Here is a 16,685-nt window from a genome sequence, read left to right as displayed (position 1 = left end):
TTAACGAGACTTAGTATACGAATGATTAGCCGGGTTTTCCATAATCATGTGAGGTTTCCTAACACAGTATTTACCATGAATATGAATCCTTTAAAAAAATAAGGCTCAGTCCTAAAGACTGAGCCTGTTCCGGAAAGCTATTAACTTGTTAATAAAATTGTTTGAATCATACGTCTTTTGAAAATGAGTCGATAAGGTAGGACCAATAGCGTGCATTTGAACCTAGTTTATTTTAATTGTATTACCTGTTTTAATGGATTCGTAACAAGCCTGAATAACGCGCATATTTTCAATAGCATTTTCGCCTGTATAGGAAACTTCTCCATCCTCTAAAATCACTTTTGACATATGTTCAACTTCTAATTTATAGATATCACCGTATATCTTTTCTTCTCTCGTGCTATCTTCGGTTTGAACGATGATTAAACCTTCTCCACCATGGTTATCAGGACGGAAAGCTCTTGGAACCTTGATTTGGCCTTTTGTGCCGATAATTTCATATTCAGCTCTAAAGGTCATATCAAAACTGCAGTCAAAAGATGCGGTGATCCCATTCTCCATTTTCATATACCCGTATGCAGTCGTATCTACCTGATACTTTGGATCAATCTCGGCACGAGCCTGGACTTCTGCTGGTTCAGATTGCAATACATTTCGAATTGCGTGAATCCCATAACAGCCCACATCATAAATACTGCCGCCACCTTTATTGGGATCGGTTTTGATATTCCCCTCCGGCTGTGCCAGCAAGAATGAAAAGCTCGCACGCATATATTTTACCTGGCCAATTTCCCCTGCTGCTATAAGTTCTCTTACACGTTCATGCTGGGGATGGAACTGATACATAAAGGCTTCCATAAACTTCACGTTTTTTCCCCGGCAAAATTCAACCATTTTTTCGGTTTCTGAAGCAGTCAAGGAAGCAGGCTTTTCACAAAGTACATGCTTTCCATTTTTAGCTGCTTCCATTGTCCATTTTTTATGTAAGTGGTTTGGAAGTGGTATATATATTGCATCAATATCTGGATCCTGAATTAATTCTTCGTAGCTTTCATATGATTTTGGTATATTAAATTGCTTGGACACCTCTTTGGCTTTTGCACTGCTGCTGGCAATGGCGATAACTTCAGCGTTTTCAGCACGGGCGAATGCAGGTATCAACGCTTTTTGGGCTATTTTTGCTGTGCTTAAAATTCCCCATCTTACTTTTTTCATGATTTTCCCCCTCTGTTTTCTGTTCTATTTATTTACGTATGTTTACATTTGTCTTGGAAAGTTTTATTCCTAGACAGGAAGTATTTTTTATACTCAAGGAAAGCCCTTCCAACATACAAATACTAGCACACTTTATAGGTGGTTATCTAACTAATAGCATACATCTTTTTATTCCTTATAAACCTAATCTGGTAAGCAAAGAGAGGTTAGCTTAGAACACATATATATATGATTTTTTATATTAAAAAACAATATACCAAAACGTTAAAATTCACTTTTAAGAAAAGGACTCAGTGTTAAAAACTGAGTCCTCGCCTGCATCCTTATGAGATTCCTATTATATTTATGGGTTATTTCACCTATTAATCAAATCGGCAGTCTTTGTTTTTATTATTAAATTTCCATATCCCAACGATCCTGTTGGGTTTTCTTTAACTGTTTTTCGGTTTCTTCTGGGTAGACCGTACGGAATTTATGATGGTCAGCTGGAATGATTTCAATCATCTTATTAATCATATCTTTCGGTTCAAATTGTTTTTTTAATCCCTCTTCCTGCTTTTCCATATCTTCTTTCCTCGTAAAGTGCTTTTCTTCATCAAACCATTTCCACTTTTCCTCGGCACTTCGTTTGTTAAAGCCAGTCTCGAACGGACCTGGGTTAATAGTCGCCACCTTCACACCAAACTCCTCAAGCTCAGTCTTCAAGGTTTGTGCAATCCCTTCAATAGCATGCTTTGTTGCTGAATAAGGACCTACGTATGGTGTCGCTGATATTCCTGCCATTGAACTCATGAACACGATTTTCCCGCTGCCTTTTTTCACCAGCTTTTTAGCCGCTAGTTGAACTGTTTCCAGTGTGGCGAAAACATTCACTTCAAATAGCGCACGGAATCGATCCATCGGCACTTCCCCAAGCGGGCCGCCTTCATTTATTGCTGCATTCGCTACAAAAACATCAAAATCATAGTTTTCAATCTGATCCCTATCCCGTTTGTTTGTAATATCGAGCTTGAATACATCTATATCTAGCCCCTGTTCATCCGCTTCCCGCATAAGGTCAGTTTTTTGAGAAGTCAATTCTGTTGATGCAATTACTCGGTGCCCTTTCTTTGCCAGACCAAGTGCAGCACCTCTTCCAAGTCCGCTGCCCGCGCCGGTAATAAAGATTGTTTTGGCCATTCTTATTCCTCCTATTAACTTCGTCTATCTTCCTCCTTCCCATTAACTAGAAACCTAAAACTTTTTCATCGGCCGGCTCTGGGCTAGTGAATTTACTAATGATAATAAGGCCCAGTCCTCAAGACTGAGCCTTACATGATAATTATTTTTTATAAGGGAATCAGGTACCACAATAGGTTCGGTAAGGAAGATTCGAAGGCTCAGGCGGTCTACAAAAATCAGCCTGTTCGGCAGTGTAGTCGTATGGGCTTGCAAGTACCTTAAGAAGCCGATCCATCACGCTAAAATCCCCTTGTTTTTCTGCAGCTTTCAATGCTTCTTCCACCCGATGATTACGAGGAATTACCGCTGGATTGCTGTCACGCATTAACTGATGTGACGAGTCTTTCGAATCCTGCTGCCTGTTCAGCCTTTCCTGCCAAAGCTGATGCCATTTTTGAAATTCTTCTGACCCTGACATGACAGTATCCTCTGGCAAGCCTAGTGTCAATGCACGAAAAGTATTCGTATAATCAGCCTTATGATTTTGCATCATGCTAAGAAGGTCGTCAATAAGGGACTCATCTTCCTGTTCCTCGTTAAATATACCCAGCTTTGCTCTCATTCCTGTGAGCCAATTCTTTTTAAATAAATTCGGGTAGACTGATATCTCATTCTGAGCCAATTTTACAGCTTCTTCCTGCTCATCGTGCAGAAGAGGCAAAAGGCTCTCAGCAAACCGGGCAAGGTTCCACCCCCCGATTCCAGGCTGATTGCCAAAGGCATAGCGGCCTTCTCTGTCGATCGAACTAAATACCGTTGCCGGATCATATTCATTCATAAAAGCGCACGGGCCGTAATCAATGGTTTCTCCGCTAATGGTCATATTGTCGGTGTTCATGACCCCATGAATAAAGCCAACCATCTGCCACTTCGCAATCAGCTCAGCCTGACGCTTGATTACTTCTTGGAGCAGCGAGAGGTATCGATTTTCATTATCTTCAATGTATGGAAAATGCCGCTTGATTGTGTAGTCAGCAAGGGCACGGAGCTCATCAGTGCTGCCTTTCCCTGCCGCAAATTGAAAGGTACCAACACGCAAATGACTGGCGGCCACACGGGTCAGGATAGCACCAGGCAATTCGGTTTCCCTGATAATTGATTCACCAGTAGTGACCACTGCAAGGCTGCGGGTTGTCGGTATCCCAAGTGCATACATCGCTTCACTAATGATATGTTCACGCAGCATTGGACCTAGTGCCGCTCGGCCATCGCCGCCCCTTGAATAAGGAGTTCGTCCTGAACCTTTGAGCTGAATATCAAACCGGCCCCCATCAGGAGTGATCTGCTCTCCAATCAGCATTGCCCGGCCGTCCCCCAGCATATTAAGATGTCCAAACTGATGACCCGCATAAGCTTGAGCTAAAGGCTCAGCACCTTCAGGAATATCGTTGCCAGCAAAAACAGCTGCACCGTCTTCGCTTTTCAGCAGCTCGACGCTGAACCCTAGGGAGGTTGCCAACGGCTCATTAAAAGTAATCAGTTTTGGTGAGCTTACAGGGTTTGGGGTTATCTTTGTAAAAAATGATTCTGGCAGACGGGTGTAACTGTTGTCCAAGTTCCATCCTGTTTCTACACTCTTTGTCATCTTATCCCTTCTTTTCAATAGTTTTTATGTGACACTTGCTTTCTACTGTCTGACTGTTAGTTTATTATACCCACGCACACAAAGATGACGCCCTTAAATATTTAGGCGAAATGAAACTTAACTTCTTAAAGCAGAGGATCCCCCAAACAAAAAGTCTGGGGGATCTATTTTGCGTTGCCTCAATAGGTTAAAGTGCTGTTTTAGTCATTTGCTTCCTGGTGTTTCTTTATGCCCTATATTTTAAAGCTAATCCTTTTAAGAAATTCCTAGCGTATCGATCTCCGCATTCTTTATAATTCTTATGGCCTTTTTTCCGCAATATAGCGCTTAATTCTCCTTTTGTTATGGAAACACCTGCTTCTTCTAATATTTCAATCATATCCTCACTTGTTAGTGATAATGCGATTTTAAGTTTCTTAAGCAGGATATTATTTGCACTTTCATTAGAGAAAAGCGGTCTTTCAGGCTGCCCCGGCTTCGGTTCTTGTTTACCTCGTTTAAAAATAATAAAGCCATTTAAAAAGGACTCGAACATAACATTATCGCATTTTATATTCTTGTCATTTTCAGCAAGATCATCATCATTATCATTTGATTTAGTTAATATCTTCAGTACTTCTTCTTTTGTTACTTCAACACCGCCAAGTTTAAAAATCTCTGCCATATCTGTATTTTTTATATCCAAAGCATACCTTAATCTAATTAATAAATCATTATTATCCATCTATAAACCTCCATAACTTTTGGTGCCTGTCACTCCCCGAAAAATCTCGTTTCACATATTGTTCCACAGTTATCTCCTATATTCCATTCGTCACAATAAAAGCACCCGCCCGCAAAGCAGATGCTCCCTCTTCACCTCAACTCTATTTTCGCCACAGCTTCACAATGTGTCGTTTGCGGAAACATGTCAACAGGCTGGACTTCAAGTGTTTTATAGCCGCCGTCTTCAAGTATGCGCAGATCTCTTGCCAAGGTTGCCGGATTACATGAAACATAAACCACTTTTGCCGGTTTCATTTCCAGGATGGTTCGCAGCAAAGCCTCGTCACAGCCTTTGCGAGGAGGGTCGACGACAAGCACGTCTGCTTTATTCCCGTCTTTATACCATTTGGGGATGACCTTTTCTGCTTCACCGACAGCAAATTCAGCGTTGGTAATGCCATTTAATTCGGCATTCCTTTTCGCATCCTCAATCGCCTCAGGCACAACCTCAACACCGAAAACGTTCTTTGCCTTCTGAGCAAGGAAAAGCGAAATCGTTCCGATGCCACAGTAGGCGTCAATCACTGATTCTTGCCCCGTCAACTCCGCATATTCCAAAGCCTTATCATAAAGCACTTTTGTCTGGACAGGATTTACCTGGTAAAAACTAAGCGCCGATATAGCAAATTTCACTCCGCCAATCGAATCATAAATGACTTCATTTCCCCAAAGGACAGAAGTCTCTCGTCCAAAAATGACGTTTGTCTTTTTGGAATTGATGTTGTGGACAATTGATTTCACATTGGGAAGACGGTCAGCAATTTCCTGAACTAATTTGCTTTTATGCGGAATATCACTAGTTCTAGTTACAAGCACTACCATAAGCTCGCCTGTCTGCTTTCCAAATCGGGCGACAATATGGCGGAGCACCCCTTTATGAGTCTCCTCATTATAAGCCTTAATGCCAAGTTCACTGCAAATCTCTTTTACAGTCTGAATCGCTTCATTGACTTCCGGAAGCTGAATCAGGCTTTCATTCGTGTCGACAATTTCATGGCTGCGGGGCTTGAAAAACCCGGAAATCAATTTCCCATCTCGTTCACCAACAGGAACTTGAGCTTTGTTTCGGTAGTGCCATGGATTGTCCATTCCTAAGACAGGATGAACCTTCACGTTTTCAAGCTTTCCAATTCGAGTAAGCACTTGACGAACCTGATTTTCCTTATACTCTAGCTGGCCTTCATAGGACAGATGCTGAAGCTGGCATCCACCATATTTATGAGCTTCGGTTTCTGTCACTTCTACCCTAAATGTGCTCCGCTGCAGAAGCTCCTCCATCCTGCCGAACCCATAACCTTTACTGATCTTGATTACCTTTATATTTGCCTTTTCACCTGGAAGTCCTCCAGGCACGAAGATAGGAAAGCCATCTACTTTAGCGACACCTGCACCATCATGAGTTAAGTCTTCAAATGTCACATCAATATACTGATTTCTGTGGACCGGTATTGTTTTGCTCATTGCTTTCTTCCTTTGCTGAAAAATTTCCAAAGACGTTTGAATAGCAAAATTAATTACAGCTAACTAGTTTGCCTTTAAAATAATATTGTTGTTTCGCTTCCTTTTGGACTCAATCCATCATTGCTCGGATTGACTTAACCTTTGCCCTTACCTCTTCTATGTTTCTCATCTTGTTGTCCCAGCATCTTTGGCTTAGATCAACTGGATATTCTTCGGGATTTAGAGAACGTTTGTATTCCTCCCATAAAACACCGAGACTTTCTTGAACATATCCTTTTATTTCTCCAATTTCCGGAAGCTTGTACACAAGCTTTCCGTCCACAAAAATATCATGATGTAAATCAACTGCTGTAAAATTTGTTACGAATTTGCTGATATAAGTGTGAGTTGGATGAAACATTTTCAGCTTTTCTTCCTTCTCTGGCTCCTCTTCAGCCAAAGCAATATAATCTCCCTCAGAACGCCCATTGATGTTGTCGATGATTCGGTACACCTTTTTAATTCCCGGAGTTGTAACCTTTTCAGGATTTGAAGAGATTTTAATGGTATCTTCCATTGCACCGTTATCGCCTTCGATCGAAACAACTTTATAAACGGCTCCCAGCGCCGCCTGGTCAAAAGCAGTAATCAACTTCGTCCCAATTCCCCAGATATCAATTTGAGCTCCCTGAGCCTTTAAGCTCATGATCGTGTATTCATCCAAATCACTTGAGGCGACAATTTTAGCTTCGGTAAATCCAGCTTCATCGAGCATGGCACGAGCTTCTTTGGATAAATAGGCCAAATCTCCGCTATCAAGGCGAATCCCGATAAAGTTAATTTTGCTGCCAAGCTCCTTGGCAACGCGGATTGCATTCGGCACTCCAGAACGCAGGGTATCATATGTATCCACTAAAAATACGCAGTTCTTATGGGACTCAGCATATTTTTTAAAAGCCGTATATTCGTCTTTATACGCCTGAACCATAGAATGGGCATGCGTTCCTGCAACAGGAATCCCAAATAGCTTGCCTGCCCTGACATTACTTGAAGACTCAAAACCAGCTAAATAGGCTGCTCTTGTACCCCAAATCGCGGCGTCCATTTCCTGGGCACGCCGGGTTCCGAACTCCATCGCCGTTTCTTCTCCAACAACTTGCTTAATGCGCGAGGCTTTTGTTGCAATTAAGGTTTGATAGTTGATGATGTTTAATAATGCGGTTTCAATCAGCTGTGCTTCTGCCAGTGGCGCCTCGACCCGGATAAGCGGTTCGTTATTAAAAACTATTTCGCCTTCCTTCATCGACCGAATCGTCCCTGTAAACCGCAAATCTTTTAGATAAGCAAGAAAATCATCGCCGTAGCCTGCCTCATTTTTCAAATATCTAAGATCCTCATCTGTAAATTTAAACGCCTTAATAAACTGGATTACTTTTTCAAGGCCCGCATATACAGCATACCCATTGCCGAATGGCATTTTGCGAAAAAAAAGTTCAAATACGGCTTTACGGTTATGAAATCCATCGCGCCAGTATGTTTCCATCATATTTATTTGATATAAATCTGTATGCAGCATTAGGCTGTCATCCTGGTATTTCCGATTCATCATTAAGCTCCCTCCACTAGCATCGAACACGAGCTAGACTATTATCTACTTTTAACGGTTAATGCAGTTTCTTACCTAACCTCTGCTCCGATGACATTTTCAAAATGTCCTAATGACCACTCATGCCCCGCTTCATTAAACGAAGCAACTGCATCTTTGTATACAATAACCTTAAAACCCTTATTATAAGCGTCAACCGCTGTATGAAGCACACAAATGTCCGTACAAACGCCAACAAGATGCAACTCGGCTATTTCTCGCTCCCGCAGCTTGCTCTCAAGATTTGTTCCGGAAAAAGCTGAATATCTTGTTTTATCTAGATAATATACATTATCACGATGTTTATTGGTCTGATAGATCTCATTCAGGCTCCCGAATAAATCTCTTCCCTTAGTTCCCCTCAGATTATGAGGCGGAAAAAGTTTTGTCTCCGGATGATATTCATCCCCTTCATCGTGAACGTCAACTGCAAAAACGACGTAATGCCCTGATTCAATAAACTCCTTCGTGATTGAAACGATAGCGGATTCAATACGCTGTCCCGGTTCTTTACAAGAAAGAGCTCCGTCGTCCGCTACAAAATCATGCGTGTAATCAATATTGATTAGTGCCTTCTTTTTAATACCCATCTTGAGCTCCCCCATTTTAACAGCCTGCTGCTTCATCCCTTTATTTTCCTTGATTTAGTCTTTGGAAGCAAATTTTCAGGAGAAAATTCTTGTGAAAATTCCAAGTATCCGTAGCATCCGGCACTATTTTAGTTTCCTATATAAAACAAAACCGTCCCAAAGGAACGGCTCAAAACTAATCTTCTATTTTATCCATAAGCTCGGGCCGGTCTTCCGGTCTGATTTTAGCAAGGGGAACAGTTACCTGAATGTGCCGATAGAGGTTTACAAATTCAGCCGGGAGATTGCCCCCATACTCACCATCAAGATTCAGCTGAACCGTTTCATCGGAATAAACCTTGATTCTGTTTGCTTGCGTATAAATCACACTTGGATCATGAATATGCTCTCCTCTTACTGCTAGTGTAGCAATTCGAATAAAGTCAGCTAAATTGGACTTTTTCAAAATAAGTAACGAGAACATCCCATCATTAATCGATGAATTAGGTGCAAGCTTTTCAAAACCGCCAACAGAGTTGGTGAGGCCAATCAAAAACATCATAACCTCTCCCTCAAACAGCTTTCCATCGTATTCAATGGAAACTCGTGAGGCACGTAAACTCGGCAGCATCTCGACGCCCTTTAAATAATAGGCTAGCTGGCCAATCATCGTTTTCAGTTTGCTAGGGACTTCATAGGTTAGCTCTGTAAGCCTGCCTCCGCCTGCAATATTGATAAAATACTTTTCATCAATGCGTCCAACATCCACTGGTATGGTTTCGCCCTTAACGATTATATCTACAGCTGCCTCTATGTCTCTTGGAATATGAAGTGCTCTGGCAAAGTCATTCGTTGTGCCTACTGGAATAATGCCGACCATTGGACGGTATTCCTGTTCGGCAATCCCATTGACCACCTCGTTAATGGTACCATCTCCACCCGCTGCTATAACAAGATCATAGCGCCGCTCCACTGCAATTTTTGCCGCCTCGGTCGCATCACCCTCACAGGTTGTTGCGTGGCAGGACGCTTCATAACCAGCCTTTTCCAGCCTTATCAGTACTTCGGCAATATTTTTCTTAAAAACCTCTCTGCCTGAAGTGGGATTATAAATAATTCTTGCTCTTTTCATGGTTTATCATCCTAAACAGATTATGATATTCAAAACACTTCCATACTTACTCATCATAGCCTAAAAGACATCAGCAGGCAATCTGCTAGTATAGAACACTTTGATTATCCCACCGCCTCTTTTAAAAATCTGCATTAAAGCTTAAGCTATAAACATTACTAATTTGCAGACGGTGGGCGGCTGTTCCCATTTTAAAAATACCACTCTTATCATACTGTTTTGAATCGTGGTAACCATCATTCTCATTAATGTGCGCTTCATCCTGTTTGGCATCTGAAGCAGTTAACTCCCATTGCCGCCCTGGCTGTGCAATTCCCTTGCTTTGTATGCTGCCAAAAAAATATTGCTACCTTGAATTAAACAATAAAACCATGCTGTCTGCGTTTCACTCTGAAACACTCTCTTCTTTCGGCTTACTGCCAACTAACAGCTTTATGCCACCGCCAATAAGAAGTACACAAACAATGGCGGTCTGAAGGTAATGGCTGAACCAGTACCCGAGGTCTACATTGAACAAGTTAAAGAACATCGGGGTAATAGCAGGAATGACAAGGTTTGTGGTTAGATAGTACACACCCAAGGAAACCAAACCAATTCCAACCCACTTTTGATGATTAATTAAATAGGCGATAACAGGGGTATCCTCCAGCGGTTCCTCCTTGTACTTCGAAGCTTTTTGCAGCCCATCAAAAAAACTGTAAAACCAGATAATCGGTATCAAAAATAAGAAAATGCCAAGCCTTAACACATCAAGAATATAAATAGAAAACAAGAATGCAGCCATAAGCTGGATTCCTCGTCTCTGCAAGCCAAGATAGAGATGTCCAGCCCCCGGAAAAATCGCTAAAAAGGTTGCAATTGCTTTACTCTTCTTCCCATCCTCACGACTTGTTTCAAAATCCTCTAAGATCGACCGGTCTACTAGTTGCTCTCCCCGCTGCTTTTTATTAAGCTGTTGAACCCCATCGAAGAATCCATAAACCCAAATGACTGGAAGGATCGCTAGGAAAATGAGAAATTCCCCTCGGTCCGTAAGCACAGCCACAAAGAAAACCATGGCAGCCAGCCCAAGGAATGAGGCTAGTAGTGTTACCCCCCGGTTCATAAGTCCCAATTGAAAATGGCCAAGTCCTGGGACAAATGAGAGAACAATCGTGTAAAACCGCTCAGTGTCTTCCGCTGATTTCTCGGTTTTTGTCCCTTCGACATTCCTTTTTTCTATTGAACTCTGAATGGCCATATCAATAAGACTGGCCACATAAAAGAACAGCCCCACCGGAACCAGAACTAGAAAGTCCTGAGCGTGAGTAATAAACACCAACAAAATTCCAAGTATAACAGGGCCTAGTGTAAACAACATATAAAACAGGCCTCGAAGCGTCCTGCCATAATAAAGGTGACCTAGCCCCGGAAAAAAGGACAGTAAGAATGCAATTGCAGGATTTCTCATTTTCTGTTTTCCTCCTTCACTTTTACTTCTAAAGAATCAATCAGCATAAAAGTCTTGTTTACAAGACCTTCAGTAATAGACGACTCTTGCTTTTCGGCAACATGAATGTCTCCTGTATACTGGGTAAGCGACTGAAATACGCCTGCAAACATAAATAGAAGGGTCATAGCAGCTGCTAGGATATAATGAAAGGCTGCCGACTGGTAAAAAGGGCGCGACTGGTAAACGATTTGTCGCTGTCCTGGCGCATCCCTTTGCTCCCCAGTTCCTGACTTTTCAACAGAGGACCTATTATTGATTAACCTTAAATTAGGATGACTTGATGGCTCAAGCTTCCTTCTCGTTTCGCACAGACCAACCTCAGCCATGACCTTATCAGTAAAGCTGCTTTGATTGGGTAAATCCGGCAGAGCTTCCTCAACTTCATTTACTGCCTTTAGATAAAGCTCTAAACACTGTTCACATTCGTAGAGATGATCTTCATATTTCTGCCTGTCCTGTGTTTTTGTCTCATCTTTTACATATCTAAGCCATTCATTCAAAGTTGCGTGCTTCATTAAAATTCGTCCTCCTTCCAGTGTGATTTCATCCAGTGCCTGGCCCGGTACAGTTTTGTCTCAATTGTTTTGACCTGTACGTTTTGTTCGATAGCCATTTGTTGATAGCTTTTTTCGTCTATGTAAAATCCATAAATAACCTCACGATAGTTTTCGGGGAGTTCATTAAGCTTTTGTCTTACAAACCTTTGCTGTTCTTTATTAATAAAGACAGTTTCCACGCTTTCTGTTTCAGGACCGGCAGATTCAATTGTATTTGATAATTCCTCTCGAAACCGACCTTTTCTCCGCTTTATATCGATTGCATGATTAACAGCAATTCTGATTATCCAAGTTTTAAATCCTTGATTCTGGTAGGAAGGGAGCGAGTTGTAAATCTTCATAAAGACTTCCTGGCTAGCATCCTCTGCCTCGCTCTCGTCCCGCAGCACAGCATAAATCGTTCGGAACACTTCACTGCGGTACTTCTCGACAAGCAAGCGAAACGCATGCGTATGGCCATTCCTTGCCTTCTCAATTAAACTCTGATCACTAATCTCTCTCCCCTCCCTTCGTAAGCTTACACTTTAATAGACGACCAAGAGCTGGTCATCCCCTACACCAAAACTGTAAATTAATTTAATTGACCATGAGATTTAGTTTTTGTTACACCGAAGGGAAGTTTAATGAATTTCGTAAGCGAAAATCCTAGAGAAGTGGTTGAGGATTATTAAATTCGAACCTTTCTAAAAACCACAACTTACAATATATTACTTTTTCAAGGAAAACAATCTAAACAATGGAAGTATATGTTAAAATCAATATAAACAGTTTCTGCTTTTGAAAAGTGCTGAAGCGTTTTAGTATGCAGAGATGGGTGAAACAATGAATTGGTTTATTCTATTTGCAGCCTATTTAATCGGCTCTATTCCAACTGCGTTATTAGTAGGACGTATTATGTTTAATGTTGATATCCGCAATCTGGGCAGTAAAAATCCCGGGGCTTCTAACACGCTCAGGGTCATGGGCAAGAAGGCCGCAGTTATTGTGCTGCTTTTTGATGTTGGAAAAGGCATGCTGGCAGCGGCACTCCCCTTTTTAATGGGATCAGACCTCCTGCCTTTATATGCCGGTCTTATGGCAGTTTTCGGACACTGCTTTCCAGTGTTTGCTGGCTTTAGAGGCGGAAAAGCGATCGCTACAACGGCTGGTGCGTTACTGATCGCCGACTTACAAATGTTTTTCATTGCTTACATTGTATTTTTTGCCATCACCTTAATAACTAAATATGTATTTGCCGGCTCGATCTCTGTTGGTGCCGCCTTATTGGCAAGTTCATTTTTTTATCCTGGCTATAATACTGAAATCATTTTTTCTTTCTTTTTTCTTCTCCTGATTTTTCTTCACCGCTCCAATATTGCGAATTTCATTAAAGGCGAAGAATTGAAATTTAATGATAAAAAAATGAAAAATGACCGGCTTCCTCCTTCGGGTGGCTCCTTTAAAGGATAGGTTTTATACTAGTTGATAAAGGGCATTTTACTTATCGCCCAATCATCTCAGTTGGTTTAAACTGATAGCGAGCTAATAAAACCTGGCCGTCTATGCTTGTTTCAACCCCTTCTTGTAAAAGAAGGGCTTTTTGCGTATAGGCTGCTTCTTCGTCCTTCAACCCTATCTCCCCTTTTGAATTTATCACTCTATGCCAAGGAAGCTTGAACTTGCCGCTCATTGAATGTAGTATTCTCACCACCTGTCTTGCACCTCTAGGGCTTCCCGCCAGGCTGGCAATTTGGCCATAGGTCATAACTTTGCCTGGAGGGATCTGTTTAATAATAGTAATAACTTTTTCGGTAAACGGCTGCATGTTTTCACCAACTCTCATTTTTTAGTTACTCCTCCCCTAAAGAGCTTTTCCATCATTAGTTTCTTTCAAGTTCTATCGACTTCAGTTTTTCGAAAATCCTTCTACAATTGACAATTTCTCTTTAAAGACAAGAGTTCTGTCGAAATATGCACAATCCCTTTTACCCACAAATGCTTTTTATAGCTGAGTCTTCTGTTGCCCGGGAAATATTCTGTCGATTTTTTATCGACAAAAAAACTGATGGACCATATCCATCAGTTTCTTCGTAGTAAAATTTGTTCTATTTAAACAATGCAGTCGACTGTTTCAATCATCGTAGATGAGCCTTGAATTAAACCTAGAATACAGCTTGTCCTAGCGTTTATTAAGTTCTTGTACTAACAGCTTATTAACAAGCGGCGGATTGGCCTGGCCTTTGGTCGCCTTCATTACCTGGCCAACCAAAAATCCGACTGCCTTGCTTTTACCGCCCTTGAAATCTTCGATCGACTGAGGGTTCGCGTCAAGAATTTCGGTGATAACCTTAACAAGAGCTCCCTCATCCGAAATTTGGACAAGGCCTTTGTCTTTCACGATCTGTTCTGGATCTCCACCGTTTTCAATCAGTTCCTTAAAGACGGTTTTAGCAATTTTTGAAGATATCGTTCCATTTTCAATAAGCTTAATCATGCCTGCAAGAGCTTCTGGAGTGAGCGCTATCTCTTCGAGTTCTTTCTGTTCTGAATTTAAATATCCAGAAACATCACCCATCAGCCAATTGGAGGCTTGCTTAGCATCTGCACCTGCATTTACTGCAGCTTCAAAGAAGTCTGCCATCTCTTTTGTTACGGTGAGGACCTTCGCATCATAAAGAGGTAAACCCAACTGCTCTACATAACGTTTTTGACGCTCGTCTGGGAGCTCAGGTATCTCCGCACGTACTCTTTCCTTCCAGCTCTCGTCGATGAATACATCCAAAAGGTCCGGTTCTGGGAAATAGCGGTAGTCATCTGAGCCTTCTTTTACCCTCATTAAGACAGTTGTGTTAGAAGCTTCATCGAAACGGCGTGTTTCCTGTCTGATCTCACCACCTGCTTCTACTTCTTCAACCTGGCGCTTCTGTTCATACTCTAAACCTTTACGTACAAAGTTAAACGAATTTAAGTTTTTAAGCTCGGTTTTGGTGCCAAGTTCCTCTTGACCTACAGGGCGAATTGAAATATTGGCATCACAGCGCAATGAGCCTTCTTCCATTTTACAGTCCGATACACCTGTATATTGAATGATTGATTTTAACTTTTCTAAATAAGCATATGCTTCATCCGGAGTACGGATATCAGGCTCTGATACAATTTCAATTAACGGGGTGCCTTGACGGTTAAAATCAACCAGTGAATAACCCTTTTCATGATTCAGCTTGCCAGCATCCTCTTCTAGGTGAATCCTTGTAATTCCGATTCTCTTTTTTTCGCCGTTCACTTCGATATCAATCCAGCCGTGCTCTCCAATTGGCTTATCAAACTGCGATATTTGATAGGCTTTCGGGTTGTCTGGATAAAAGTAATTTTTTCGGTCGAATTTGGTATGTTCGGCGACCTCACAATTTAATGCGAGGGACGCTTTCATTCCGTATTCGACTACCTTTTTATTTAACACCGGCAAAGTACCCGGATAGCCTAAGTCAACTACAGTTGTGTTTGAGTTAGGTTCGGCACCAAAGTGGTTCGGGCTTGACGAAAAAATCTTTGAGTTTGTTTTAAGTTCTACGTGGACCTCAAGTCCAATGACTGTTTCATATTTCAAGTTTCTCACCCCTTTACAACTGCGGTTTTTGTTTATGATAATCTGTTGCCTGTTCAAACGCATGGGCCACCTGGTACACAGTGCTTTCCCCAAAATGATTTCCGATAATTTGCAGTCCAAGCGGCATACCTTCTGCAAATCCGCATGGAACTGAGATTCCCGGTACTCCTGCGAGATTGACGGGAATGGTTAGTATGTCATTCACATACATTGTCACCGGATCAGAGATATTCTCCCCTATTCCAAAGGCTGGTGTTGGTGTAGTTGGTCCAATGATAACATCATAGTTTTGAAAAACATCTTCAAAGTCTTTTTTAATCAATGTCCTTACCTTTTGTGCCTTTTTATAGTAAGCATCATAATAACCTGAGCTAAGCGCAAAAGTTCCAAGCATGATTCGGCGCTTTACTTCATCACCAAAACCTTCTGCTCTCGTTTTCTTATAAAGCTCAATTAAATTCTCTGCCTCCGGTGTCCGGTAGCCATAACGTACACCATCAAATCGAGCCAAGTTTGCTGAAGCTTCCGAGGAAGCAATCAAATAGTAAGTAGCTAAGGCATATTTTGAATGTGGCAGGGAAACTTCTTCACAAGTCGCCCCGAGACCTTCCAGAACTTTTATGGCATTCTTAATTGATTTCTTTACTTCCTCGTTGACACCTTCTCCTATGTATTCCTTCGGCACCGCTATTCTAAGGCCTTTCACATCGCCCTTCAATGAATCAGCAAAATGAGGGACCTTCACATTAGCAGAAGTGGAATCCAGCGGGTCATGGCCGGCGATTGCTGAAAGCAAATACGCATTGTCCTCGACCGTACGGGTAATCGGACCAATCTGATCAAGCGATGATGCAAAGGCAACCAAGCCATAACGGGAAACAAATCCATAGGTTGGCTTCATACCAACCACTCCGCAGAATGACGCCGGCTGGCGTATTGAACCACCTGTATCTGATCCGAGTGCAAATGGCACCTCACCCGCCGCAACTGCTGCAGCAGAACCACCGGAAGAACCACCCGGAACCTTTTCAAGATTCCATGGATTGTGAGTCTTTTTAAAGCCTGAATTTTCGTTAGAAGAACCCATCGCAAACTCATCCATATTTAATTTTCCGATTGTCACTGTATCAGCCTTATGTAATTTCTCAACCACTGTAGCATTATATATCGGGTCAAAATTTTCGAGAATTTTACTGGCACAAGTAGTTCGCAGCCCTTTTGTGACGATATTATCCTTTATCCCAATCGGCATGCCGAACAATAGGCCGGCCGATGATTCGTTGCCAAGCTGCTTGTCCATAGACTTAGCACTATTTCTCGCTCTTTCTTCATCAAGGGTCAGGAAGGCATTGACCTTGCCATCAACCTCGGAAATCCTTTGATACGATTCGTTCACCAGGTCTGTGACGGTTATTTCTTTCTTATGTAAAAACTCTTGAAGCTCGGATAATTTATGATCAAATAAACTCATTTACTCT

Annotated in this window: 15 protein-coding genes; 1 reads left to right on the top strand and 14 read right to left on the bottom strand. The window is 41.8% G+C overall.

The genetic code is table 11. The features are described from left to right. Positions 1–222: 222 nt before the first annotated feature. The 11 genes from HRJ06_RS14155 to HRJ06_RS14105 form a co-directional block, all read right to left on the bottom strand. Positions 223–1,215, bottom strand: coding sequence for a Gfo/Idh/MocA family protein (locus HRJ06_RS14155; protein ID WP_197969966.1), 993 nt, complete (start codon positions 1,213–1,215; stop codon positions 223–225). A gap of 393 nt (positions 1,216–1,608) precedes the next feature. Then, positions 1,609–2,394 (bottom strand): SDR family oxidoreductase, encoded by a 786-nt coding sequence (locus HRJ06_RS14150; protein WP_174733595.1) that lies wholly within the window; start codon positions 2,392–2,394, stop codon positions 1,609–1,611. A 160-nt stretch (positions 2,395–2,554) separates the two neighbouring features. Further along, positions 2,555–4,021, bottom strand: coding sequence for a protein adenylyltransferase SelO (locus HRJ06_RS14145; RefSeq protein ID WP_174733594.1), 1,467 nt, complete (start codon positions 4,019–4,021; stop codon positions 2,555–2,557). 226 nt (positions 4,022–4,247) lie between these two features. Beyond that, positions 4,248–4,745 (bottom strand): YehS family protein, encoded by a 498-nt coding sequence (locus HRJ06_RS14140; RefSeq protein WP_174733593.1) that lies wholly within the window; start codon positions 4,743–4,745, stop codon positions 4,248–4,250. 131 nt (positions 4,746–4,876) lie between these two features. Continuing rightward, positions 4,877–6,247, bottom strand: a complete 1,371-nt coding sequence (gene rlmD / locus HRJ06_RS14135) for a 23S rRNA (uracil(1939)-C(5))-methyltransferase RlmD (RefSeq protein ID WP_174733592.1) — start codon at positions 6,245–6,247, stop codon at positions 4,877–4,879. Positions 6,248–6,356: 109 nt separating this feature from the next. Continuing rightward, positions 6,357–7,832, bottom strand: coding sequence for a nicotinate phosphoribosyltransferase (locus tag HRJ06_RS14130; RefSeq protein WP_174733686.1), 1,476 nt, complete (start codon positions 7,830–7,832; stop codon positions 6,357–6,359). Between the two features lie 71 nt (positions 7,833–7,903). After that, complete coding sequence (locus HRJ06_RS14125; protein WP_174733591.1) at positions 7,904–8,461, bottom strand: cysteine hydrolase family protein; 558 nt, start codon at positions 8,459–8,461, stop codon at positions 7,904–7,906. 175 nt (positions 8,462–8,636) lie between these two features. Then, a complete protein-coding gene (locus tag HRJ06_RS14120; protein ID WP_174733590.1) occupies positions 8,637–9,572 on the bottom strand; it encodes a diacylglycerol kinase in 936 nt (311 codons plus the stop codon). Positions 9,573–9,957: 385 nt separating this feature from the next. Further along, entirely contained in the window at positions 9,958–11,022 is a 1,065-nt protein-coding gene (locus HRJ06_RS14115) for a DUF6677 family protein (RefSeq protein WP_174733589.1), read from the bottom strand. Then, the gene (locus tag HRJ06_RS14110; protein WP_174733588.1) at positions 11,019–11,579 is read right to left on the bottom strand and encodes an anti-sigma factor; all 561 of its coding nucleotides are present in this window, start codon (positions 11,577–11,579) and stop codon (positions 11,019–11,021) included. The genes HRJ06_RS14115 and HRJ06_RS14110 overlap by 4 nt, the downstream gene beginning before the upstream one ends. Next, positions 11,579–12,058, bottom strand: coding sequence for a sigma-70 family RNA polymerase sigma factor (locus HRJ06_RS14105; RefSeq protein WP_197969965.1), 480 nt, complete (start codon positions 12,056–12,058; stop codon positions 11,579–11,581). The genes HRJ06_RS14110 and HRJ06_RS14105 overlap by 1 nt, the downstream gene beginning before the upstream one ends. Positions 12,059–12,443: 385 nt before the next feature. Here HRJ06_RS14105 and plsY point away from each other — a divergent pair, with 385 nt between their 5' ends. Further along, on the top strand, positions 12,444–13,070 hold the full coding sequence (plsY, locus tag HRJ06_RS14100) for a glycerol-3-phosphate 1-O-acyltransferase PlsY (RefSeq protein ID WP_174733587.1): 627 nt from the start codon (positions 12,444–12,446) through the stop codon (positions 13,068–13,070). A 31-nt stretch (positions 13,071–13,101) separates the two neighbouring features. On the opposite strand, the gene HRJ06_RS14095 is transcribed toward plsY, so the two are convergent. From HRJ06_RS14095 to gatA, 3 genes are all read right to left on the bottom strand, one after another. Next, complete coding sequence (locus HRJ06_RS14095) at positions 13,102–13,425, bottom strand: MGMT family protein (protein ID WP_174733684.1); 324 nt, start codon at positions 13,423–13,425, stop codon at positions 13,102–13,104. A gap of 354 nt (positions 13,426–13,779) precedes the next feature. After that, positions 13,780–15,207, bottom strand: coding sequence for an Asp-tRNA(Asn)/Glu-tRNA(Gln) amidotransferase subunit GatB (gene gatB / locus HRJ06_RS14090; RefSeq protein ID WP_174733586.1), 1,428 nt, complete (start codon positions 15,205–15,207; stop codon positions 13,780–13,782). Positions 15,208–15,220: 13 nt separating this feature from the next. Continuing rightward, the gene (gene gatA / locus HRJ06_RS14085) at positions 15,221–16,678 is read right to left on the bottom strand and encodes an Asp-tRNA(Asn)/Glu-tRNA(Gln) amidotransferase subunit GatA (RefSeq protein ID WP_174733585.1); all 1,458 of its coding nucleotides are present in this window, start codon (positions 16,676–16,678) and stop codon (positions 15,221–15,223) included. Positions 16,679–16,685: the final 7 nt, after the last annotated feature.

This window comes from Mesobacillus harenae, from assembly GCF_013343715.1.
Taxonomy (GTDB): Bacteria; Bacillota; Bacilli; order Bacillales; family Cytobacillaceae; genus Mesobacillus_A; species Mesobacillus_A harenae.
This window is presented reverse-complemented; position numbering and strand designations above follow the sequence as displayed.